At 55.4% G+C, this 22364-nt stretch carries 19 protein-coding genes, 5 tRNA genes and 1 pseudogene; 19 read left to right on the top strand and 6 right to left on the bottom strand.

The annotated features are described in order from the left end of the window. From wzxE to AC1UKS_RS21285, 9 genes are all read left to right on the top strand, one after another. Window positions 1–1251, top strand: a complete 1251-nt coding sequence (gene wzxE / locus AC1UKS_RS21325) for a lipid III flippase WzxE (protein ID WP_482435147.1) — start codon at window positions 1–3, stop codon at window positions 1249–1251. Beyond that, the gene (locus AC1UKS_RS21320) at window positions 1248–2318 is read left to right on the top strand and encodes a TDP-N-acetylfucosamine:lipid II N-acetylfucosaminyltransferase (RefSeq protein ID WP_482435146.1); all 1071 of its coding nucleotides are present in this window, start codon (window positions 1248–1250) and stop codon (window positions 2316–2318) included. Before wzxE ends, AC1UKS_RS21320 begins: the two co-directional genes overlap by 4 nt. After that, the gene (gene wzyE, locus AC1UKS_RS21315) at window positions 2315–3655 is read left to right on the top strand and encodes an ECA oligosaccharide polymerase (RefSeq protein WP_482435145.1); all 1341 of its coding nucleotides are present in this window, start codon (window positions 2315–2317) and stop codon (window positions 3653–3655) included. The genes AC1UKS_RS21320 and wzyE overlap by 4 nt, the downstream gene beginning before the upstream one ends. A 110-nt stretch (window positions 3656–3765) precedes the next feature. Next, window positions 3766–4440: a lipopolysaccharide N-acetylmannosaminouronosyltransferase gene (wecG, locus tag AC1UKS_RS21310; protein WP_482437070.1), complete on the top strand. Its 675-nt coding sequence runs from the start codon at window positions 3766–3768 to the stop codon at window positions 4438–4440. Between the two features lie 180 nt (window positions 4441–4620). Next, window positions 4621–4697: transfer RNA gene (locus AC1UKS_RS21305), tRNA-Arg, on the top strand. 97 nt (window positions 4698–4794) lie between these two features. Continuing rightward, window positions 4795–4870: transfer RNA gene (locus tag AC1UKS_RS21300), tRNA-His, on the top strand. A gap of 15 nt (window positions 4871–4885) precedes the next feature. Continuing rightward, window positions 4886–4972: transfer RNA gene (locus AC1UKS_RS21295), tRNA-Leu, on the top strand. A 37-nt stretch (window positions 4973–5009) separates the two neighbouring features. After that, window positions 5010–5086, top strand: a tRNA-Pro gene (locus AC1UKS_RS21290). A 90-nt stretch (window positions 5087–5176) separates the two neighbouring features. Beyond that, window positions 5177–5253 (top strand) — tRNA-Pro (locus AC1UKS_RS21285). Window positions 5254–5831: 578 nt separating this feature from the next. On the opposite strand, the gene hemY is transcribed toward AC1UKS_RS21285, so the two are convergent. Genes hemY through hemC form a run of 4 tightly spaced genes read right to left on the bottom strand, consistent with a single transcriptional unit; the run spans window position 5832 to window position 9857 of the window. Beyond that, complete coding sequence (gene hemY, locus AC1UKS_RS21280; protein ID WP_482435144.1) at window positions 5832–7022, bottom strand: protoheme IX biogenesis protein HemY; 1191 nt, start codon at window positions 7020–7022, stop codon at window positions 5832–5834. Between the two features lie 2 nt (window positions 7023–7024). Next, window positions 7025–8155, bottom strand: coding sequence for a uroporphyrinogen-III C-methyltransferase (gene hemX, locus AC1UKS_RS21275; RefSeq protein ID WP_482435143.1), 1131 nt, complete (start codon window positions 8153–8155; stop codon window positions 7025–7027). 17 nt (window positions 8156–8172) lie between these two features. Continuing rightward, window positions 8173–8919, bottom strand: coding sequence for a uroporphyrinogen-III synthase (gene hemD / locus AC1UKS_RS21270; RefSeq protein ID WP_482435142.1), 747 nt, complete (start codon window positions 8917–8919; stop codon window positions 8173–8175). Beyond that, on the bottom strand, window positions 8916–9857 hold the full coding sequence (gene hemC / locus AC1UKS_RS21265) for a hydroxymethylbilane synthase (RefSeq protein WP_482435141.1): 942 nt from the start codon (window positions 9855–9857) through the stop codon (window positions 8916–8918). The genes hemD and hemC overlap by 4 nt, the downstream gene beginning before the upstream one ends. 286 nt (window positions 9858–10143) lie before the next feature. Here hemC and AC1UKS_RS21260 point away from each other — a divergent pair, with 286 nt between their 5' ends. The 9 genes and pseudogenes from AC1UKS_RS21260 to corA all read left to right on the top strand — a co-directional run bounded on the left by AC1UKS_RS21260 (window position 10144) and on the right by corA (window position 19772). Further along, window positions 10144–12699: a class I adenylate cyclase gene (locus tag AC1UKS_RS21260; RefSeq protein ID WP_265908444.1), complete on the top strand. Its 2556-nt coding sequence runs from the start codon at window positions 10144–10146 to the stop codon at window positions 12697–12699. 12 nt (window positions 12700–12711) lie between these two features. Beyond that, a pseudogene (locus AC1UKS_RS21255) lies at window positions 12712–12879 on the top strand (hypothetical protein); the annotation flags it as partial. A gap of 204 nt (window positions 12880–13083) precedes the next feature. Further along, on the top strand, window positions 13084–13908 hold the full coding sequence (gene dapF / locus AC1UKS_RS21250; protein WP_482435140.1) for a diaminopimelate epimerase: 825 nt from the start codon (window positions 13084–13086) through the stop codon (window positions 13906–13908). Beyond that, window positions 13905–14612, top strand: coding sequence for a DUF484 domain-containing protein (locus AC1UKS_RS21245; protein WP_265908446.1), 708 nt, complete (start codon window positions 13905–13907; stop codon window positions 14610–14612). The genes dapF and AC1UKS_RS21245 overlap by 4 nt, the downstream gene beginning before the upstream one ends. Then, window positions 14609–15517, top strand: a complete 909-nt coding sequence (gene xerC / locus AC1UKS_RS21240; protein ID WP_053142063.1) for a tyrosine recombinase XerC — start codon at window positions 14609–14611, stop codon at window positions 15515–15517. The genes AC1UKS_RS21245 and xerC overlap by 4 nt, the downstream gene beginning before the upstream one ends. Further along, window positions 15517–16233: a 5-amino-6-(5-phospho-D-ribitylamino)uracil phosphatase YigB gene (yigB, locus tag AC1UKS_RS21235; RefSeq protein WP_482435139.1), complete on the top strand. Its 717-nt coding sequence runs from the start codon at window positions 15517–15519 to the stop codon at window positions 16231–16233. The genes xerC and yigB overlap by 1 nt, the downstream gene beginning before the upstream one ends. Before the next feature lie 57 nt (window positions 16234–16290). Next, window positions 16291–18453 (top strand): DNA helicase II, encoded by a 2163-nt coding sequence (gene uvrD / locus AC1UKS_RS21230; protein ID WP_013200254.1) that lies wholly within the window; start codon window positions 16291–16293, stop codon window positions 18451–18453. Between the two features lie 157 nt (window positions 18454–18610). Then, window positions 18611–18667 (top strand): YsgD/CorL family protein, encoded by a 57-nt coding sequence (gene ysgD, locus AC1UKS_RS21225; RefSeq protein ID WP_371732180.1) that lies wholly within the window; start codon window positions 18611–18613, stop codon window positions 18665–18667. Window positions 18668–18818: 151 nt separating this feature from the next. Further along, the gene (gene corA, locus AC1UKS_RS21220; protein ID WP_106382071.1) at window positions 18819–19772 is read left to right on the top strand and encodes a magnesium/cobalt transporter CorA; all 954 of its coding nucleotides are present in this window, start codon (window positions 18819–18821) and stop codon (window positions 19770–19772) included. A 54-nt stretch (window positions 19773–19826) separates the two neighbouring features. On the opposite strand, the gene rarD is transcribed toward corA, so the two are convergent. Both rarD and AC1UKS_RS21210 read right to left on the bottom strand, forming a co-directional pair. Continuing rightward, complete coding sequence (rarD, locus tag AC1UKS_RS21215; RefSeq protein ID WP_106382070.1) at window positions 19827–20729, bottom strand: EamA family transporter RarD; 903 nt, start codon at window positions 20727–20729, stop codon at window positions 19827–19829. A 65-nt stretch (window positions 20730–20794) separates the two neighbouring features. Continuing rightward, window positions 20795–21265, bottom strand: coding sequence for a thioesterase family protein (locus AC1UKS_RS21210; protein WP_041692183.1), 471 nt, complete (start codon window positions 21263–21265; stop codon window positions 20795–20797). A 171-nt stretch (window positions 21266–21436) separates the two neighbouring features. Here AC1UKS_RS21210 and pldA point away from each other — a divergent pair, with 171 nt between their 5' ends. Beyond that, entirely contained in the window at window positions 21437–22315 is an 879-nt protein-coding gene (gene pldA, locus AC1UKS_RS21205; protein WP_041691856.1) for a phospholipase A, read from the top strand. The last annotated feature ends 49 nt before the right edge of the window (window positions 22316–22364 follow it).

The raw sequence follows: 22364 nt of genomic DNA, 5'->3' as shown, positions 1-22364 counted from the left end.
ATGTCGCTGGCTAAAGCGTCGGTGTGGACGGCAGCGTCCACGCTGGTAAAAATTGCGGCCGGTCTGCTGGTGGTCAAAATGCTGGCGGTGTCATTTGGCCCGTCAGGCGTTGGTCAGGCAGGCAACTTCCGTCAGCTGATTACCGTGCTTGGCGTGCTGGCCGGAGCGGGTATTTTTAACGGTGTGACCAAATACGTTGCCGAATATCAGCAAAACCCAGCGCAACTTCAGGCGGTAACGGGCACCGCCTCGGCGATGGTGCTGGGCTTCTCCACTCTCCTGGCCATCGTATTTTTGCTGTTTGCCGGACCGATTAGCGTCGGCTTATTTGGCCACAGTGATTACCAGAACGTGGTGCGTATCGTCGCCTTCCTGCAGGCAGGCATTGCCTGGGCCAATTTGGCGCTGGCAGTAGTGAAAGGCTTCCGCGATGCGAAGGGCAATGCGCTGGCGCTGATCCTGGGCAGCCTGATTGGCGTGATGGCCTGGTTTGTCTGTTACTGGATTGGCGGCTATAGCGGGGCGCTGGTGGGCATGGCGATGGTTCCAGCGCTGGTGGTGGTGCCTGCGGCGCTGTTGCTGGCAAAGCGTGATCATCTGCCGATGCGATTTTTCAAACCTTGCTGGGATGGCGCGATTGCCCGCAATCTGAGTAAGTTCACCCTGATGGCGCTGATGACCGCCATCACCTTGCCGGTGGCATGGATCATGATGCGAAATCTGCTGGCCGAGCAAAACGGCTGGGAGCAGGTAGGTCTGTGGCAAGGGGTGACCAGCATTTCAGATGCCTATCTGCAATTTATCACCGCCTCATTCAGCGTCTATTTGCTGCCAACGCTGTCGCGTCTGACCAGCAAAAAAGAGATCTCGCGGGAAATCCTGCGCTCGCTGAGTTTTGTACTGCCCGCGGTGATCGGTGTCAGCCTGATGGTATGGCTGTTGCGGGACGTGGCTATCTGGCTGCTGTTCTCCAGTCAGTTTACCGGCATGCGGGATCTCTTTATCTGGCAGCTGACCGGCGATGTCTTTAAAGTAGGCTCCTACGTTTTTGGTTATCTGGTGATCGCCAAAGCCTCACTGCGTTTTTATGCCCTGACCGAGATCAGCCAGTTCATTCTGCTGACGCTGTTCGCGCGCTGGCTGATCCCGCTGCACGGGGCCACCGGCGCGGCTCAAGCCTATATGGCGACGTATATGGTCTATTTTGCGCTCTGCGCAGGCACCTTTTTTCTTTATCGTAGAAAAGTATGACAACATTGATTCACGTTCTCGGCTCTGCCATTTCACACCATAATCAAACCGTGCTGCGCTTTTTTAACGACAGCGTGGCCGACGCCGTGCCGCGTGCGGAACCTCGTCAGTTTTGGGTGGTTGGGGAGCCCGCCGCCGCGGATTACAGCCGGCTGGCAATCCGCTGGTTTGCCAACAAACGCACCATTGCCGATGCGGTCGTCGCCCTTGCACAGGCAGACAGACAAACCCATTTCTTTTTCCACGGACAGTTCAATCCCACGCTGTGGCTGGCGATCCTGTTCGGTAAGATTAAACCGGCGCAGGTTTACTGGCATATCTGGGGCGCAGATCTCTACGAACAGGCTGCTGGCCTCAAATTTCGCCTGTTCTACTTCCTGCGGCGCCTGGCGCAAAAACGGGTCGGTCAGGTTTTTGCCACGCGTGGCGACATGAATTATTTCCAGCAACGCTATCCCGATGTCCCAGCGTCACTGCTCTATTTTCCGACCCGAATGGCTCAGGTGGTGTTGCCTGCCGCCGAGCCGCAGCCAGAGATGACCTTGCTGGTAGGAAATTCTGGCGATGAAAGTAATCGCCATATTCAGGCGCTGCAGGAGATCCATCAGCAGTTTGGTCGCCAGGTTAATGTGGTGGTCCCGATGGGCTACCCGGAACACAATGACGCCTACATTCAGCGCGTGCGTGAAGCCGGGCTGGCACTTTTTGCGCCGGAAAGGTTACAGATCCTCACGGAAAAGCTCGAGTTCGCCACTTATTTACAGCTGATCTCGCACTGCGACCTGGGGTATTTTATTTTTGAACGTCAGCAGGGTATTGGCACATTATGCTTGCTGATTCAGGCCAACGTGCCGTTTGTGGTTAACCGTAAAAACCCATTCTGGCAGGATTTGACCGAGCAACAGGTGCCCGTGCTGTTTGCCGGCGATTCGCTGGATGCGCAGGTGGTTGGCGAAGCAAAACGGCAAATGACCCTGTTGGATAAACCCGCGATTGCCTTTTTTGAGCCTGCTTATCTCGAAGGCTGGAAAAAGGCGCTGGCGAAGGCTGAAGGAGAGAAGGCATGACGCTGATGCAATTTGCTGGTCTGCTGGTGGTCTGGCTGCTGTCGCTGGGGCTGATCCTGACGCTGACCTGGAAGGAATTTCGACGGGTAAAGTTCAACTTTAACGTCTTCTTTTCGCTGCTATTTTTGCTGACATTTTACTTCGGCTTTCCGCTGACCTGCATGTTGGTGTTCGGCTTCAACGTTGAGGTGGTTCCCCCTGAATTTCTACTCGAGGCGCTGCTTTCCGCTACCGGGTTTTATGCCATTTACTATGTCAGCTATAAAACGCGCCTGCGGCCAACCTCGTCCCAACCCAGCCGGCAGTTTTTCACCATCAACCGGGTCGAAGCGCATTTAACCTGGGGCATTCTGGCGGCGATAGCGCTGGGCACGGTGGCAGTATTCTTCCTGCACAACGGCTTCCTGCTTTTTAAGCTGCACAGTTACAGCCAGATCTTTTCTGCCGACGTATCAGGCGTCGCGCTGAAGCGCTTTTTCTACTTCTTTATCCCGGCGATGCTGGTGGTCTATTTCCTCAAACCCGGATTCCGTAACTGGTTATTTTTCCTGGTGGCGACCGTCGCCTTTGGTTTACTGACCTATGCCGTAGTAGGTGGGACGCGGGCAAATATCATCATCGCTTTTGCGCTGTTCCTGTTTATCGGGATTATTCGCGGCTGGATCTCCTTGTGGATGCTGGCGATGGCGGGTGTGTTCTCCGTGGTTGGGATGTTCTGGCTGGCGCTGCGCCGCTATAACCTCGATGTCAGTGGCTCTGAAGCGTTCTATACCTTTCTTTATCTGACGAGGGACACCTTCTCTCCATGGGAAAACCTCGGCCTGCTGCTGCAAAATTACGACAAAATTGATTTCCAGGGACTGGCACCGATTGTTCGTGATTTTTACGTGTTTATCCCCAGCTGGTTGTGGCCCGACCGTCCCTCCATCGTGTTAAACAGCGGAAATTATTTCACCTGGGAGGTGTTGGATAACCATTCCGGGCTGGCAATTTCGCCGACGCTGATTGGCTCTCTGGTGGTGATGGGGGGCGCATGGTTTATCCCGCCGGGCGCGGTAGCCGTGGGGATGATCATTAAATGGTTCGACTGGCTCTATCAAAAGGGACAGCAGGAAACCAACCGCTACAAGGCTGCGATCCTACAAAGTTTCTGCTTTGGTGCGGTGTTTAATATGATTGTGCTGGCACGTGAAGGGCTGGACTCTTTCGCTTCGCGAGTGGTGTTCTTCTGCCTGATCTTTGTGGTGGCGGTGGTGATGGCGAAACTGCTGTTCTGGCTGTTTGATGCAGCAGGTCTGATCCGCCCTCGTAAAATGCCGGTGGCCCTACATGACTAATTTTCTCAGGCCTGCGGGCCCGATTTGTTGCATTTGACCTGAAGGAACCGATTGTGGATTCAGTACCGCTATACCAGATCCGCGGCTTCACGCTGCTCGGTTTTCGCGATATGGCTGCGTTTCTTGACTATCTCTATCTGGGAAAAAACCTCAAGACCGGCACGCTGGTGGCGATTAATGCGGAGAAAGTCCTGACCGCCGAAAGCCAGCCGGCGATCCGCCAGCTGATCGACGAGGCGGAATTTAAGTACGCCGATGGCATCAGCATCGTGCGGTCAATACGCAAAAAATATCCGCAGGCGGAGGTTTCCCGCATTGCCGGTGCCGATTTGTGGGAAGGATTAATGGAACGTGCCGGACGCGAAGGCACGCCGGTGTTTCTGATTGGCGGTAAGCCTCAGGTGCTGGCACAAACGGAAGATAAGCTGCGTCGTCAATGGAATGTGAACATTGTCGGTTCGCAGGACGGCTATTTTGCGCCGGCAGACCGCGAAGCCTTGTTTGCCCGAATTGCCGCGAGCGGCGCGAGGATTGTTACCGTGGCGATGGGATCGCCGCGACAGGAAATTCTGATGCGCGACTGCAAGGCCGTCTGGCCAGAAGCCCTGTATATGGGCGTGGGTGGCACCTACGACGTCTTTACCGGTCATGTGAAGCGTGCGCCTAAGATCTGGCAGAAAATGGGCCTGGAGTGGCTTTACAGGCTGATTATGCAGCCATCGCGTCTGCGCAGACAGCTCAGACTGCTGAAATATCTGAACTATCACTGGCGTGGCGATCTGTAATTTTAAGATTTTTTTGCGGGCGGTTGGCTTAAAGCTGAACGTTTTAACCCGTAAATCGTGGGAAAACGTTCGCCATTTAGACAGAACGCACAAAGCGTAATCAAACAAGATATTTAGTGATAAAAAGCACTGGACAGGATCGGCTCAAATACGTAGTATGCCCATCCGCAACGGCGCTAAGCGCCCGTAGCTCAGCTGGATAGAGCGCTGCCCTCCGGAGGCAGAGGTCTCAGGTTCGAATCCTGTCGGGCGCACCATTAATTTAGTGCAGCAAGAGCTGCGGTGGTAGTTTTACCGCGTTAGGCAGTAAGCAGTAAATGCAGTAAGAAGTTCGGTAGTACAGCAGTAGATGTGGTGGCTATAGCTCAGTTGGTAGAGCCCTGGATTGTGATTCCAGTTGTCGTGGGTTCGAGTCCCATTAGCCACCCCAGATTTTGTCCGGTACGCGATGGTGGCGGAATTGGTAGACGCGCTAGCTTCAGGTGTTAGTGTTCTTACGGACGTGAGGGTTCAAGTCCCTCCCTTCGCACCAACAAAATCAGCAGTATTGTGAAGCAGTAAGCAGTATTCGGCGAGTAGCGCAGCTTGGTAGCGCAACTGGTTTGGGACCAGTGGGTCGGAGGTTCGAATCCTCTCTCGCCGACCACTTTCAAAGACTTGCCGAGGCAGGTTTTTTTGCTTAAGGTCCACGGATCTTAGCAGCAGTAAAAAGCAGTAATGAAGTGCCAGCAGTATTCGGCGAGTAGCGCAGCTTGGTAGCGCAACTGGTTTGGGACCAGTGGGTCGGAGGTTCGAATCCTCTCTCGCCGACCAATTTAGAAAAACCCCGCTTTGGCGGGGTTTTTTGCTTTCCGCCATTCGCTATCCGCAGCCCTGTCGTTTCTTCCCGTTTTTTGTCTCCGTTAAGAGACAGCTAATTCTTTGTTTATTAACGCATTTACTCAACTTCATTTACGCTGTCGTTAATCCACGACGCCCGTACAACCGTTTGTCGTTAATTGCCAACGGCCAGAACGGTGTTTGACTCACAGTGATGTAAATTAAGTAGTTAATTATCAACGAATTAATATATTTGTCAGCGGTGTCGGTAAAGCTGGCACGCCTCCTGCAATATCACCACTGTAGATGCTCATTTCACTCCTTATGATTGTTAACGCTTCATAAACCCGGAATGATGCAGAGCCCTTTACGGTACCTGTTGTCCATCCGCCAGTCTCGCTTCGGCCTTACTGGAGTCCAGGGACAATACGTTGAGTCAGGTACCAGCCAAATTGTCTTACCGACCTGATCTTTACACCTGCCAGTTTGGCAGGTGTTTTTTTTTGTCTGTCTGCCAGAAATCAGGCATAAAAAAACCGGGCACAAGGCCCGGTTATCTGGAGGACGCAGAGTTAGGGTGCGTTCTTCAGGGTCAGCAGCAACCCGTCACGCCGCATCTGTGCCGCTTCTTCTGGCTTATGCTGACGATCCAGCGTGTCAGCCAGCCAGGCGTAATCAAAGGCATCAGGACGCTGCTTAAGCGCTTCTCTGAAGGCCTCGGCTGCCTGCTCCCACTCGCCGTGCTTCATCAGCAGCTGACCCAACGTGCTGTGCAGCAAGGGCGTGGCGCCGTGCTGTTTGATCTGCTGGCGGAGCGCTTTCTCAAGCTGTTCCGGATTGCCGGTCTTCAGGCGTGGCATCAGCAGGATTAAACGTTCGTCATAGGCCTTCTTGAGGCCATCCAGCACGATTTGCTGCGCCGTTTCGTGGTCATCACAGACGATCAGATGATCCGCCATGGCAACCTGCAGGGCCGTCTCATTACGCGTTTTACGGCTCTGATCCTGCCACCAGCGTTTCAATCCATCGCTACCCTGATCGGCCATTGCCTGGTTCATTAAGCCCAGCCAGGCTTCCTGTTGCAGCGCAAGACGATGCGCTTCATCCGACACCTGGGATTTCTCCATCGCTGGCAGGATATCCAGCAGGGCGCTCCAGGCACCGGTCCGCACGTAAGCCTGCTCAGCCAGACGCAGCACTTCAGGATGGCGCGGAGCCACTTCCAGCAGTCGATCAATACCATGACGCGCGGCGTGATCTTCGTTACGCGCCAGTTGAATACGCACGCGGGTGATCTCTACCGGCAGCTGATCGCTGCCCGCCAGTTCGGCGGCACGCTCAAGGTGCTGGTTGGAACGAATTTCGTCACCACGTTGCTGAGCGGCTTCGGCTGCCAGCAGGTAGTTCACCACAGGCTGTTCTGCATGGTCAGCATTGCGTGACAGCAGTTTTTCAACCTGGCGATAATCCCCTTCAGCCAGCTTAACCAGCGCAGCATTGGTTTGCTTACGCGCTCGGTTACGCTTACGGCCTTTAAACCAGCCACGGGTTCTGACGCCGGTACGTAACAGGCGACGTAACACCCATTCCACGACCAGGATGACGATCAGTGACAGGATCAGGATGATGGCCAGGCCGGTGACGCTGGTTTCGATATTCCAGTTATCGGTCTGGATCAGCACATAACCCTGGTGGCCGGCCAGCATTGGACCGAGTACCACACCAGCAATCAGCAGGAGAAACAGTATCAGGACTTTAAGCATGCTTATTCTCCCTGCTGCTGTTGCCCGGCACTTGGCTGTGCCAGCAGGTTGCGCACGCGCGTTTGCATCAGTTTATCCAGCATCGGCTGGCTTTGCAGTGCATCCGGAACGTCCATTGAGACGCTTTGCTGGCTCAGGTCGTCCAGCTGGCTGAGAAACGCCTTCGTGGCCGGATCGTTAGTATCAAACCAGGCGCGAACCCAGGTCGACACCGTGTCGATGGATTGCTTATAGATTTGATCCTGATGACGTGGCACGGCCTGCGCCGCAATCAGCAGGCGTGAACGGATGTTTTCACGCAGATAGACATCCTGATTCGGGGCCAGCAGCGGTTCGGCAGTGGTATCGCGACGACGGATGGTGATGAAATCATCCATAAAGTTGTGCCAGCTTTTCACCAGATTCTGACGCCACTCGCGCAGGGAAGAAGAGAGCTCGCCGCTGTCCTGATCCATTGGGCTGCCGTCGGAATCATTGTCGGCAAGACGCAGATTATCAACGCCATTGGAAAGCTGATTCAGTTTGAGGATGATGCCATCGTAGTCCACCTGGCTAACCGCCGAAAGACTGCTGATGTCCTGGGTCAAGGCGCGACGCACATCAATCAGGCTCGGGTCATTCATATCGGCCAGACTCTGATCGGCGCTTTTAAGCAGTGCAGCCGCGGTGGTGACATCCTGATCGCTCCACAACTTGCGGCCCGCCAGTTTCACCAAATAGTCGGCCTGAGCCAGCAGCCAGGTATGCGCATCATTGCCGGAAATGGTCGCGACTTTCTGTTTCAGCTCATCCAGCTGCTGGCTCATCGCCGTTTGCTGTTGATGGGCAGTGTCTAACGCGCTGCTTTGCGTCGCCAGTTGCTGCACCAGCGTCTGCTTGTCGCTGGCGGCCTGCTGCTGCAGGTCAGAGAGTTGATTAGCCAGCGTCTGATTAGCCGCAGCCTGCTGTTGAGCCTGGTGTTTACCATTTATATAAAGTCCAACGCCTATCGCCAGCGCGATCGCTATAGCCAGAACGCCCAACGCCGTGCCGGTATTCTTCGGCTTGCGGGGTGGTTTTTGTTCTGCTGTAGTGGTCTCACCCGCTGGGGTGGTTTCTTCAACCATGGCGGAGGAATTTTTTTGTTCCGTCATTGTGGCACATCCCATATTTAAGTTTGTTGTAACGCTCGCAGCAACGCGTCGTTATCGGCACCATCGGCTACCCGTATTTCTCGCCAGCCCAGTTCCCTGGCGCGGGTAGCCAAACGATCACTGACGACAACCAGTCGACAGTGCAGAAGCCATTCCTCACGATCAATCTCGGGGAACAGCGAATAAAGCTGTTGCAGCATTTCGCCACTGGTCACCACCAGCGTATCAATCTGACGATCGCGCCAGCGCCGACCTTCTATTGCACCCTGGTAAATCTTCGCACAACGTTGATAGCATTCAACAAACTGTACAGTAGCGCCGCGCGCTTGCAAGGTCTCTGCCAGCAGTTCCCGCCCGCCGTTGCCCCTGAGGATCAGCGCGCGCTTGCCCGCAACCTGCTGCAAGGCCGGGAGCTGAATCAATATTTCGCTGGTTTCACGCTCGTGCGGCCAGACAACATCCAGTCCGCTTGCCGCATGCAGGGCCAAAGCCGTTGTCCGGCCAATAGCATAATAGTTCAAGCTGGCGGGCCATGATGCCTTCGCGCGCGCAAGAGCAGGCTGCGCATAATGAATGGCCTGCTGCGACAGAATAAAAACCAGGTCATCCGGCCGCAGGGTGGCGAGGTGACCGGGCAGGCTGTCGAGATCAACGCCAGGCGTGAATTCAATTAGCGGCATCGCCCAGGCCGCCCGTCCTTGCGTGCGTAAACGGCTTACCAGCTCGTCGGCGGCCGGTGATGGACGGGTGACCAGGATGGTCATGCGGGAGGATTTCCCTGATAAACCTCGGCAAGGATCTCGCGAGCGCCATTATTCAGCAGCTCTTCGGCCAGCGAGATGCCCATTTTTTCCGCATCGGCCCTTGGTCCACGGCGTTCGCCACGGATCATCGCGGTGCCGTCTGGGGAACCGACCAGCCCACGCAGCCAGAGTTCATCACCCTGCAGCAGCGCAAAGCTGCCGATTGGCACCTGGCAGCCACCTTCCAGACGGGTGTTCATCGCCCGCTCCGCTTTCACGCGGATGGCGGTGTCGTCATCATTTAAGGCTGACAGCAGCGCGATAGCCTGCGCATCATCCAGGCGGCATTCAATGCCAACCGCGCCCTGGCCAACGGCCGGCAAGGATTCTTCCGCCGGCATGGCGTAGCGGATGCGCTCGCCAAGGCCCAGGCGTTTCAGCCCGGCCACGGCAAGAATGATCGCGTCATAGTCACCCGCATCGAGCTTACCCAGACGCGTGCCGACGTTACCGCGCAGCGATCGGATGATCAAATCTGGCCGACGGGCGCTAAGCTGACATTGACGACGCAGGCTTGATGTTCCCACGACCGCGCCCTGCGGCAGGGCATCAACCGAGTCGTATTGATTAGAAACGAAGGCGTCGAGCGGATCTTCACGCTCGCAGATTGTGACCAGTCCCAGCCCTTCAGGGAAGGCGATTGGCACATCTTTCATCGAGTGAACGGCAATATCTGCGCGGTCTTCGAGCATCGCCTGCTCCAGTTCTTTGACGAATAATCCCTTGCCGCCGACCTTAGCCAGCGGCGTGTCGAGGATCACATCACCCTTGGTCACCATCGGGACGAGTTCGACCCGAAGCCCCGGATGGCAAGCCATCAGACGCTGCTGAACATAATGTGCCTGCCAAAGTGCAAGCGGACTTTGCCTGGTGGCAATTCTTAAAATTTTGTCTAACATGCTTCTTACCGTTTTGATCGCTCATTGATTATCCTATCATTGATACGGGAATGCTGTCAGTTTCCACGCTGTCAAACGGCCACCAGCGGACGGATCACGGCATCTAAAACCAGGCAGAACGTAAAACGTGCTAAACTGTTGTGTAGCGCAACTTTCTTTACGGTCAATCTGCCAGGTGTTAGATTGATCACGTTTCCAGCAATAATTCGCCCGACTATTTTTAAATCAAGCGGCGGATTTCGGAAACAGGGTTTTTGTAAGCACTGGGATAATCAGGCGAGACGTCTTGTACCTCTACATAGAGACACTGAAACAGAGACTGGATGCTATCAACCAGCTGCGCGTAGATCGTGCGCTGGCTGCTATGGGACCTTCGTTCCAACAGGTCTACAGTCTGCTGCCAACCTTATTACATTATCATCATCCGCTGATGCCGGGTTACCTCGAAGGTAACGTTCCACATGGCATCAGCTTTTACACGCCTGATGAAAGCCAAATTGATTATCTCAATGATTTAGAAGGTAAATCTGGATCATTCGCTGCCATTCCGCCACGCGGCGAACTGCCGATCACCGGCGTGTATTCGATGGGCAGCACCTCTTCTGTTGGTCAAAACCTCACCTCCGACCTGGATATCTGGGTCTGCCACCAGTCATGGCTGGATAATGAAGAGCGCCTGGCGCTGCAAAAGAAATGTACCCGCCTGCAGAAATGGTGTGCGTCGATGGGTGTTGAAGTGAGCTTCTTCCTGATTGATGAAAACCGTTTTCGCCATAACGAGAGCGGCAGCCTCGGCGGGGAAGATTGCGGCTCTACGCAGCATATCCTGCTGCTGGATGAGTTCTACCGCACCGCAGTGCGCCTGGCAGGTAAGCGTATTCTGTGGAATATGGTGCCGGGAGAAGAGGAAGAGCATTACGACGATTACGTCATGTCACTCTATCAAAAGGGCGTGTTAACTCCGAACGAGTGGCTTGATTTGGGCGGCCTGGACACGTTGTCTGCCGAAGAGTATTTCGGTGCCAGCCTGTGGCAGCTGTATAAAAGTATCGATTCTCCGTATAAAGCGGTGTTGAAAACTCTGTTGCTGGAAGCCTACTCGTGGGAATACCCGAGTACTCAGCTGCTGGCGATGGACATCAAGCAGCGCCTGCACGACGGGGAAATCGTCTCTTACGGTCTCGACCCTTACTGCATGATGCTGGAGAGAGTGACGCATTACCTCACCAGCATTGACGATCATGCCCGTCTGGATCTGGTTCGCCGCTGCTTCTATCTGAAAGTTTGCGAGAAGCTGTCGGTTGATAATGGTAAGTCTGGCTGGCGGCGCGAAATTCTTAATCAGCTGGTGACGGAATGGGGTTGGGATGCGGATCGCATCACGATGCTGGACAGCCGCGCCGACTGGAAAATTGAACGAGTGCGTGAAGCCCACAACGAACTGCTGGATGCGATGATGCAGAGTTATCGCAACCTGATCCGCTTCGCTCGTCGCAACAACCTGAGCGTTAGCGCCAGTCCGCAGGATATCGGGGTGTTGACCCGTAAACTGTACGCGGCTTTTGAAGCGCTGCCGGGCAAAGTGACGCTGGTTAACCCGCAGATTTCGCCGGATCTTTCTGAATCGCATCTGACCTTTATTCATGTGCCGCATGGCCGTGCCAACCGCGCGGGCTGGTATTTGTATAATCAGTCGCCGGATATGCAATCGATCATCAGCCATCAGCCGCTGGAATATAACCGTTATCTGAACAAGCTGGTGGCCTGGGCCTGGTTTAACGGCCTGCTGACCAGCAAAACCCGCCTGCACATCAAAGGCAATGAAATCTGTGACCTCGCCAGATTACAGGAGCTGGTCGCTGACGTGTCGCACCACTTCCCGTTACGGGTGCCATCACCGACGCCGAAAGCGCTCTACAGTCCCTGTGAAATCCGCCATCTGGCCATTATCGTTAACCTCGAATATGACCCGACCGCCGCTTTCCGTAATCAGGTAGTGCATTTTGACTTCCGTAAGCTGGACGTCTTCAGCTTTGGTCAGCAGCAGCAGTGCCTGATTGGCAGCATCGATCTGCTATATCGCAACTCGTGGAATGAAGTGCGCACGCTGCACTTTAATGGCGAGCAGGCGATGATCGAAGGATTGAAAACCATCCTTGGCAAAATGCACCAGGATGCCGCGCCGCCAGACTCGGTCGAAGTGTTCTGCTACAGCCAGCATTTGCGCGGATTAATTCGTACCCGCGTTCAGCAGCTGGTGTCGGAATGCATCGAGCTGCGCCTGTCCAGTACTCGTCTGGAACCCGGGCGTTTTAAAGCGGTACGCGTGGCGGGCCAGACCTGGGGACTGTTCTTTGAACGGCTGAGCGTGTCGGTGCAGAAGCTGGAAAACGCCGTCGAATTCTATGGCGCTATCTCCAACAACAAATTACATGGCCTGTCGATCAAGGTGGAAACCGATCAGACGCGCCTGCCTGCCGTCGTAAATGGCTATGCCAGCGAAGGGATCATCCAGTTCTTCTTCGAAGATACCAAAGACGATTTCGGCTTTAATATCTACATTCTGGATGAAACCAACCGGGTAGAGATATATCACCATTGTGAAGGCAGTAAAGAGGATCTGGTGCGCGACGTGAGCCGCTTCTACTCCTCTTCACACGATCGCTTTACCTACGGCTCGAGCTTTATCAACTTCAATCTGCCGCAGTTCTACCAGATTGTGAATGTTGACGACCGTTTCCAGGTCATCCCTTTCCGCAGCCAGACGCTGGCCCAACTTTGTGCCACCGTCTCGGATAACGATCCGAACGGCGACTACGCCCAACGCTATCAAATGCATTGATGTCATGGCGGGATGCTTTCCGCCACTGACTGTGACATCGAATCAGCTTTTCCTGTTGCTTTTAGCACTTCACCTGCGATGATAGACAACAAACAGGCCCTGATAACGAGCAGAATAAGCATGAACAAAATGATTTGCCGGATGGCGCTGGTGCTGGCTGTAGCCAGCCTGACAGGGTGCGGACTGAAAGGACCTTTGTACTTCCCGCCGCAGGAAAAGCCAAAGCAGCAAACCACTGAGAGCACCAAAAAGACAACCGCGACCGCCACGGATCAGCGCGCTGTCACGACGCCAGCTCAGAATGGGACGCAGAGCCAGCCTTCGACCACCGAACCGGAAACGCAAACGGCTCAGTAAACTATGACGCACTCGTTGGAGCCAAAAATGCAGTTCTCCAAAATGCACGGTCTGGGCAATGACTTTATGGTGGTCGATGCCGTGACGCAAAACGTCTATTTTTCTCCAGAATTGATCCGGCGTCTGGCGGATCGTCATCTGGGGATCGGTTTCGATCAGCTGCTGATCGTCGAGCCACCGTACGATCCCGATCTCGATTTCCATTACCGTATTTTCAACGCTGATGGCAGCGAAGTTGCCCAGTGCGGCAATGGCGCGCGCTGTTTTGCCCGCTTCGTGCGGTTGAAAGGGCTGACCAACAAGAATGATATTCGCGTCAGCACGCAAACCGGTCGTATGGTGCTTAGCGTCACGCAGGATGAGATGGTTTGCGTCAACATGGGTGAGCCCAACTTCGATCCGCAACAGGTGCCGTTCCGCGCCAATAAAGCCGAGAACCTCTACCTGATGCGCGTTGCCGAGCAGACCATCATGTGTGGCGTGGTGTCGATGGGTAATCCTCACTGCGTGCTGCAAGTGGACAGCGTGAAAACCGCCGCGGTCGAAAGCCTGGGCCCGGTGCTGGAAAGTCACGATCGCTTCCCTGAGCGCGTTAACGTCGGCTTTATGGAAGTGGTCAGCCGTGAACACATCCGCCTGCGCGTGTATGAGCGTGGCGCGGGTGAAACCCAGGCCTGCGGTAGCGGAGCCTGTGCGGCGGTTGCCGTTGGCATTCAGCAGGCGCTGCTGGCTGAAAAAGTACGCGTCGATCTGCCTGGCGGCAGCTTAAACATTGCCTGGAAAGGCCCGGGACATCCGCTGTATATGACCGGTCCAGCCACTCACGTTTATGACGGATTTATTCATTTATGAAAAATGTCGGAGAACAACAGGCGACCAGCGAATTGCTGCTGGACGATCGAGCGGTCAGCGAGTTCCTGCTGCAAAATCCGGACTTCTTTATCCGTAATGCCCGTCAGGTTGAGCAGATGCTGGTGCCCCATCCGGTGCGCGGCACGGTCTCGTTGGTGGAGTGGCAGCTGGCTCGCCAGCGCAACCATATCACCCAGTTAGAAGAAGAGATCACCCTGCTGATGGAGCAAGCCAGCGCGAATCAGCAGCTGTTTGACCGCCTGTTATCCCTGCAGGCCCGCCTTGCCGCCGCAGACAGCCTGCACGATATGCTTAATCGCCTGCATCGCTGGGCCAGAGAGCTGGGGCTGGCAGGCGCAAACGTCCGTCTGTTCAGCGAGAAATGGCGGATTGGCGCCCCTTCTGATTTCACTCAGCTCGCGCTTTCCCGCCACGCCTTTGAATCCGTCCGCATCCAGCGACTGGGTAAACAGCAGCATTATCTGGGCAGCCTGAATGGCCCTGAGCTGCTGTTGTTACTGCCTCAGGCCAAAGCAATTGGCTCGGTGGCGATGTCGCTGATGGGCGAACAGGGCGATCTGGGCGTGCTGGTTTTCAGCAGCCGTGATACGCAGCATTATCAGTCAGGCATGGGAACCGTGCTGTTACAGCACCTCTCTCTGATGCTACCTGACCTGCTGACGCGCTGGGTCGAACGCGCATGAGCAGTGACTCGCCTCTACAACCCGCCGTAGAGGGATTCCTGCGCTACCTGAAGGTCGAGCGCCAGCTCAGTCCGCTGACTCAAATCAATTACCAACGCCAGCTTGCCGCCTGCCTTGCTTTGCTCACCGAGATGAAGCTAACGGCCTGGGACAAGCTGGATGCGGCGCAGGTGCGTTCGCTGGCGGCCCGCAGCCGTCGCGGCGGCCTGAAACCGGCCAGCCTGGCCTTACGTCTGTCCGCACTTCGCAGCTTCCTCGACTGGCAAATCAGCCAGGGCGTGCTGAAAGCCAATCCGGCAAAAGGCGTGGCCACGCCGCGCGCGCCGCGCCATCTGCCGAAGAATATCGATGTGGATGAAGTCAGCCAGCTGCTGGATATCGATCTGAACGATCCGCTGGCGGTGCGCGACCGCGCCATGCTCGAAATTATGTACGGTGCCGGATTGCGTCTGTCAGAGCTGGTGGGCATCGATACCGGCCATCTGGACTTAGCTTCGGGCGAAGTCTGGGTGGTGGGTAAAGGCAGCAAGGAGCGACGCTTGCCGATTGGCCGTACCGCCGTGCAATGGATGGAACACTGGCTGGAAATGCGCGAACTGTTTGCACCCGAAGACCAGGCGGTTTTCCTGTCGAAATACGGTAAACGCATGTCCGCCCGCAACGTGCAAAAACGCTTCGCTGAGTGGGGCGTGAAGCAGGGCGTTTCCAGCCATATTCACCCGCATAAATTGCGCCACTCTTTTGCTACCCATATGCTGGAGTCCAGCGGTGATTTGCGCGCGGTGCAGGAGTTACTGGGTCATGCCAACCTCAGCACCACCCAGATTTATACCCATCTCGACTTCCAACACCTGGCGTCGGTTTACGATGCCGCCCATCCCCGTGCCAAACGAGGAAAATCCTGATGCACTTCTACCGACCGCTGCGACCGATTGCCGCGATGACCTTTGATCTGGATGACACGCTATACGACAACTATCCGGTGATCGTGCGTACCACTGAAGAGTCGCACGCTTTCCTGCAGTCTTACCATCCGGCCTTAAATCATTTCAGCGTTGAGCAGTATCAGCAGCTGCGTGACGCCCTGCGCGAGCAGGAGCCAGACATTTACCACGATGTTAGCGAATGGCGACGCCGCGCGGTGGAACTGGCAATGCTGAATGCCGGCCTGACGCCGCGCGAATCCGATGAAGGCTCACGCGCAGTGATGGCGCACTTCGCGCACTGGCGCAGCAAAATCGACGTGCCGGAAGAGACCCATCAGACGCTGACCACGCTGGCGAAAAAGATCCCGCTGGTGGCGATCACCAACGGTAACGCCGAGCCGCATCTGTTTGGTCTGGACAAGTACTTCCAGTTTATCCTGCGTGCCGGTCCGGATGGCCGCGCCAAGCCGTATGACGATATGTATCACGTGGCGGCTGAGAAGCTGAATCTGCCGCTGGAGAGCATACTGCATGTGGGCGATGACCTGACGACTGACGTTGCGGGTTCCGTGCGTTGCGGTATGCAGGCCTGCTGGATCAATCTGCGCGAAGGCAACCTGATGCATATCGCAGATTCCCGCCTGCTTCCCACGCTGGAAATTTCGCAGTTGGCATCGCTGACTGCGCTGATATAATAGACTGGTTAAATATCCAGTGGAGCGCGTGGCGCTCCCCCTTTCCTGACGGTGCCTATGGACGTTTCTGACCTGCTAGACAGCTTGAATGACAAACAACGTGACGCCGTTGCCGCGCCGCGCAGCAACTTGCTGGTGCTGGCAGGTGCTGGCAGCGGCAAGACACGCGTGCTGGTTCATCGTATTGCCTGGCTGATGGCCGTTGAAAACTGCTCACCTTATTCGATCATGGCGGTGACCTTCACCAACAAAGCGGCGGCAGAGATGCGTCATCGCATAGAGCAGCTGATCGGCACCAGTCAGGGCGGGATGTGGATTGGGACTTTCCATGGCCTGGCGCACCGTTTGCTGCGTGCGCACCACCTGGACGCCAATCTGCCACAGGATTTTCAGATTCTGGACAGTGAAGATCAGCTGAGGCTGTTGAAGCGCCTGATCAAAGCGATGAATCTGGATGACAAGCAGTGGCCCGCGCGTCAGGCGATGTGGTACATCAACGGCAAGAAAGACGAAGGGCTGCGCCCGAAACATATCGAAAGTTACGGCAATCCGGTTGAGCAAACCTGGTTACGCATTTACCAGGCCTATCAGGAAGCCTGCGATCGCGCCGGGCTGGTGGATTTTGCCGAACTGCTGCTGCGTGCTCACGAGCTGTGGCTCAACAAACCGCATATCCTCAACCACTATCGCGAGCGCTTTACCAACGTGCTGGTGGATGAGTTCCAGGATACCAACAACATTCAGTACGCCTGGATCCGTATGCTGGCAGGTGACACCGGCAAGGTGATCATTGTTGGCGACGACGATCAGTCCATTTATGGCTGGCGTGGTGCGCAGGTCGAAAACATTCAGCGTTTCCTGACCGACTTTAAAGGGGCCGAAACGGTTCGTCTTGAGCAGAACTATCGCTCGACCAATAACATCCTGAAAGCCGCTAACACGCTGATCGCCAATAACAATGGCCGTCTGGGTAAAGAGCTGTGGACCGATGGCAAAGATGGCGAACCGATTTCGATTTACTGCGCCTTTAACGAGCTGGATGAAGCCCGCTTTGTGGTCAACCGCATTAAGGTGTGGATGGAAAACGGCGGGGCGCTGAAAGACTGCGCCATCCTGTATCGCAGCAACGCCCAGTCGCGCGTGCTGGAAGAAGCCTTACTGCAAACCAGCATGCCTTACCGCATTTATGGCGGTCAGCGTTTCTTCGAGCGTCAGGAAATCAAAGATGCGCTGGCGTATCTGCGAATGATCTCCAACCGCAACGACGATGCGGCATTTGAACGTGTGGTGAACACGCCAACCCGCGGCATCGGCGATCGCACGCTGGACGTTGTGCGTCAGACCGCCCGCGAACGTCAGCTGACCTTGTGGCAGAGTACCCGCGCGCTGTTGCAGGAAAAAGCGCTGGCGGGGCGCGCCGCTTCCGCTCTGCAGCGCTTCACCGAACTGGTGGATTCGCTGGCGCAGGAAACCAGTGAAATGCCTCTTCACGTGCAGACCGACCGGGTGATTAAAGATTCCGGCCTGTGGTTGATGTACGACCAGGAGAAGGGCGAGAAGGGCCAGGCACGTATCGAAAACCTTGAGGAGCTGGTCAACGCCACCCGGCAGTACAGCTATCAGGACGAAGATGAAGACCTGATGCCCTTGCAGGCATTCCTGTCACATGCTGCGCTGGAAGCGGGCGAAGGTCAGGCCGACAAATGGCAGGATGCGGTGCAACTGATGACCATGCACGCCGCCAAAGGTCTGGAATTTATTCAGGTGTTTATCGTCGGGATGGAAGAGGGCATGTTCCCCAGCCAGATGTCGCTGGAAGAGGGCGGCCGGCTGGAAGAGGAACGCCGCCTGGCGTATGTCGGCGTAACGCGAGCGATGCAAAAACTCACCCTGACCTACGCTGAAACCCGCCGCCTGTATGGCAAAGAGGTGAATCACCGTCCTTCCCGTTTTATCGGCGAGCTGCCGGTGGAATGTATCGAGGAAGTTCGCCTGCGCGCCAGCGTCAGTCGGCCGGTTAACCATCAGCGTATGGGCACGCCGCTGGCACAGAATGACAGCGGCTTTGCGCTGGGCCAGCGGGTGCGGCATGCCAAGTTCGGCGAAGGCACTATCGTCAATCTGGAAGGCAGCGGTGAACACAGCCGTCTTCAGGTGGCATTTCAGGGCCAGGGCATCAAATGGCTGGTTGCTGCCTACGCGAAGCTCGAAGCGGTTTAATCCCGGTTACGGGGTGAGATTTTCGTCGCCCCGTCCCCCTCTCCTGCCCGGTTAACACTTGTCAATATTTGTTGCGTATTTATGCTGGTACGGTTGTTGACGCCATTTTCAGCACAGCGTAACATGCGCGCACCATTACCCTAAGAGGACATTCGCCTTGGACACACCCAGTACCTACTGGCTCATTGACCTGCAATCCAGGTACAACTCCTAAGGCTATCCTCTTCTGCTGATAGCCTTCGCGGTTGTTGGCGACCTCGCATTTCCGTCGCTCTGAGTCAGATGCTGTTGCTGACCGAAACGCTCTCGTTTCCTGTGTACAAGCGTATTGTCCCATTCTGATACTGTGAATTGGGAGTACAGCTATGCTGAGCGCATTTAAACTGGATAAAAGCCGCTTAACCCGCCTTGAGCTGGAAGAGCCGAACGACGAGTTATCCAGCTCCGTTTGGGTCGACCTGATCGAGCCGGAAGAAAATGAGCGTGACCGTGTCCAGAACGAGCTGGGCCAGAGCCTGGCCACCCGCCCTGAATTGGAAGACATCGAAGCCTCAGCACGTTTCTTTGAAGATGAAGACGGCCTGCATATCCACTCCTTTTTCTTCTATGAAGATGCGGATGACCACGCCGGTAACTCCACCGTGGCCTTCACCATTCGTGAAGGGCGTTTGTACACGCTGCGCGAGCGCGAACTGCCTGCTTTTCGTCTCTACAGGATGCGTGCCCGTAACCAGATCCTGATCGACGGGAATGCCTACGAGCTGTTGCTGGATCTGTTCGAGACCAAAATTGAACAGCTGGCGGATGAGATCGAAAACATCTACAGCGATCTGGAAAAGCTCAGCCGCGTGATTATGGAAGGTCAGCAGGGCGATGAATTCGATGGTGCGCTGTCGACGCTGGCCGAGCTGGAAGATATCGGCTGGAAGGTGCGTTTGTGCCTGATGGATACCCAGCGCGCGCTGAACTTCCTGGTGCGAAAGGCGCGTTTGCCGGGCAATCAGCTGGAGCAGGCGCGTGAAATCCTGCGAGATATCGAATCGCTGCTGCCGCATAACGAATCGCTGTTCCAGAAGGTTAACTTCCTGATGCAGGCGGCGATGGGCTTTATCAATATCGAACAGAACCGCATCATCAAGATCTTCTCGGTGGTCTCAGTGGTGTTCCTGCCGCCAACGCTGGTGGCGTCTAGCTACGGGATGAACTTCGAGTTTATGCCCGAGCTGAAATGGAGCTTTGGTTACCCAGGCGCAATCACGCTGATGATCCTGGCGGGGCTTGCACCTTACGCCTACTTCAAACGTAAAAACTGGCTTTAACCCCGGCTACAAAAAACGAAAACCCCGCGAAAGCGGGGTTTTTTGTCTCAATACTCAGGCCAGACCTGGCTGCCTGCTCCGCTTCAGCGTCCACACCGCATCCAGAATAAACAGTGCCAACGCGGCCCAGATAAAGCTGAAGGTCACCACTTTATCAGGCGTCATCTGCTCACCATAAAACACCACGGCCAGCAGGAACATCAGCGTCGGGCCCAGATACTGGAAGAAACCAACGGTCGACAGGCGCAGCCTGCTGCAGGCAGCAGTAAACAGCATCAGCGGAATGGTGGTGACGATCCCGGCGGCCACCAGCAACAGATTCAGCGTCAGTGGATTCTGGCTCAGGTGGCTGGTGCTGGAATCAGCAATGCCAAACAGGTAAATAGCCGCCACCGGCAGCAGCCAGCTGGTTTCGACCAACATGCCGGTCTGGGCATCCACACCAATCTTTTTGCGGATCAGGCCATAGGCGGAAAAGGTGACCGCCAGACCGATAGCAATGATCGGCACCGAACCAAACTTCCACAGCTGAATGAGCACACCACAGGCGGCCAGCGCCACCGCCAGCCACTGCAGGCGACGAAAGCGTTCTTTCAGGAATACCATGCCCACCACCACGTTCAGCAGCGGATTGATAAAGTACCCCAGGCTGGCCTCCAGGATATGCTGATTATTCACCGCCCAGATAAAAATCAGCCAGTTTGCACAGATAACCGTGGCCGAGACCGCCAGCATCAGCACCTTTTTCGGCTGCTGCAGGATCAGCTTCACTTTGGCCCAGTTCCGACTGAGACTGACCAGCAACAGCATAAAGAAGAATGACCAAATCACCCGGTGCGTCATGATTTCGCCCGGCGCGACCTGTTGCAGAAGTTTGAAATAGGCTGGGGCAATACCCCAGATAAAATAGGCACCGAGGGCAAAAAAGATCCCCTGGCGGGTGTGTTGCGCATCCATGAAAACAGGCTCCATCAGGTCGAATGTAGGGGTGTAGGGTAAGGCATAATAGCAAGCTGAGCGCGTTAGCCCGTCAGGTAGGTGGCCGTAGCGCTGGCAATATACAGGCCCGTGTCGTTATGCAGCTCAACGCGCGCGACCGAGACCTTATTGCCGCCCCGCAACAGGCTGCTGGTGGCAATAAACCGCTCTCCACGACCCGGACGGAGATAATCGACCCGCAGATCGATGGTGCCCATACGCGATAATCGCTGACGCAGCTCCTCTTCGGTAATACTCTCCTGACGCGTCAGCGCGCTGCTGACGCAGACCAGACCGGCCGCCACGTCCAGCACTGACGCGATCACGCCACCGTGCAAAATCTTCTGCGCCACATTGCCCACCAGCTGGGTCTGATTGGCGAAGCTCAGCTCGGCGTAATCGGGTTCCAGCCGGTCTAAATGCAGGCCCAGCGCCTGATTAAATGGCATATGATAAACAAAAATGTCACCGATCAGGCGGCGCGCGGCATCCTGAGTCAGAGGGACTGCAGACATCATGAGAATTCCTTTGCGGCAATGTCATTTTAATGGGAAGCAGCTGGCCATATTAGGCTCAGGCGGGTCAGGTTTCCACTTTACAAAAACAGCGCTAATGCCACACTCGCTTTCTGTGTAGAATGGCGTGCTTTTTATCCACTTATCCCTTTATTCGCTCTGGAGAACATTATGCCGATGCTGAGAGGATTGCTGGTTGCAGCCTTCCTGTTTCCCACGTTAGTTCTGGCACAAGAGGCCACGGTCACTGAGGTCCATGACAAGCCTGCCGTGCCTGGCAGTATCATTGCTAACCTGTTGGAAAAGCATGACAACCCTTTCGTTCTGTTCCCATACGAAAGTAACTATGTTCTGTATACCGACACCAGCAACATCAATAAAGATGCGATCCAGACCTATAACTGGGGCAATAAAGCCAAGCATGACGAAGTGAAATTCCAGCTTAGCCTGGCGTTTCCGCTGTGGCGTGGCATTTTGGGTGATAACTCAGTGCTGGCCGCGTCTTATACGCAAAGCAACTGGTGGCAGCTTTCAAACCGCGGTGCGTCTTCACCGTTTCGTGAAACTGACTACCAGCCACAGATCTTCGTGGGATGGGCAACGGATTACACCTTTGCCGGCTGGACGCTGCGAGATATCGAAACCGGTCTGAACCACCAGTCCAACGGACGCTCAGAACCGACGTCGCGAAGCTGGAACCGTGTCTATGCGCGTTTGATGGCGCAAAACGGCAACTGGATGGTCGAAGCTAAACCCTGGTACCGCCTTCCAGAAAATGAAAATAATGATGATAACCCGGATATCACTAAGTACATGGGGTATTATCGCCTGACCGTTGGCTATCAGTGGGGCGAGAGCATTTTCAGCGTGAAGAGCAACTATAACTGGAACAGCGGTTATGGCGGCGCGGAAATGGGCTGGAGCTACCCGATGACCAATCACGTTCGCTTCTACACTCAGGTGTTCAGCGGCTATGGTGAATCACTGATTGACTACAATCACCGCCAGACGCGCGTGGGTGTGGGCGTGATGTTGAACGACCTGTTTTAATGTTTTTGGGTGAGTGGCTGACGCCGCTCACCCCTCATCAGATTTGGGG

The sequence above is a fragment of the Erwinia sp. AK-PDG3-5 genome, from assembly GCF_056821705.1.
The sequence above is the reverse complement of the archived record's forward strand: the minus strand, read 5'-3'. Positions and strand labels throughout refer to the sequence as shown.

Coding starts and splice junctions, on each gene's coding strand:
- wzxE (WP_482435147.1), top strand. CDS start 1: ATGTCGCTGGCTAAAGCGTCGGTGTGGACGGCAGCGTCCACGCTGGTA.
- AC1UKS_RS21320 (WP_482435146.1), top strand. CDS start 1,248: ATGACAACATTGATTCACGTTCTCGGCTCTGCCATTTCACACCATAAT.
- wzyE (WP_482435145.1), top strand. CDS start 2,315: ATGACGCTGATGCAATTTGCTGGTCTGCTGGTGGTCTGGCTGCTGTCG.
- wecG (WP_482437070.1), top strand. CDS start 3,766: ATGGCTGCGTTTCTTGACTATCTCTATCTGGGAAAAAACCTCAAGACC.
- hemY (WP_482435144.1), bottom strand. CDS start 7,022: ATGCTTAAAGTCCTGATACTGTTTCTCCTGCTGATTGCTGGTGTGGTA.
- hemX (WP_482435143.1), bottom strand. CDS start 8,155: ATGACGGAACAAAAAAATTCCTCCGCCATGGTTGAAGAAACCACCCCA.
- hemD (WP_482435142.1), bottom strand. CDS start 8,919: ATGACCATCCTGGTCACCCGTCCATCACCGGCCGCCGACGAGCTGGTA.
- hemC (WP_482435141.1), bottom strand. CDS start 9,857: ATGTTAGACAAAATTTTAAGAATTGCCACCAGGCAAAGTCCGCTTGCA.
- dapF (WP_482435140.1), top strand. CDS start 13,084: ATGCAGTTCTCCAAAATGCACGGTCTGGGCAATGACTTTATGGTGGTC.
- AC1UKS_RS21245 (WP_265908446.1), top strand. CDS start 13,905: ATGAAAAATGTCGGAGAACAACAGGCGACCAGCGAATTGCTGCTGGAC.
- xerC (WP_053142063.1), top strand. CDS start 14,609: ATGAGCAGTGACTCGCCTCTACAACCCGCCGTAGAGGGATTCCTGCGC.
- yigB (WP_482435139.1), top strand. CDS start 15,517: ATGCACTTCTACCGACCGCTGCGACCGATTGCCGCGATGACCTTTGAT.
- uvrD (WP_013200254.1), top strand. CDS start 16,291: ATGGACGTTTCTGACCTGCTAGACAGCTTGAATGACAAACAACGTGAC.
- corA (WP_106382071.1), top strand. CDS start 18,819: ATGCTGAGCGCATTTAAACTGGATAAAAGCCGCTTAACCCGCCTTGAG.
- rarD (WP_106382070.1), bottom strand. CDS start 20,729: ATGGATGCGCAACACACCCGCCAGGGGATCTTTTTTGCCCTCGGTGCC.
- AC1UKS_RS21210 (WP_041692183.1), bottom strand. CDS start 21,265: ATGTCTGCAGTCCCTCTGACTCAGGATGCCGCGCGCCGCCTGATCGGT.
- pldA (WP_041691856.1), top strand. CDS start 21,437: ATGCCGATGCTGAGAGGATTGCTGGTTGCAGCCTTCCTGTTTCCCACG.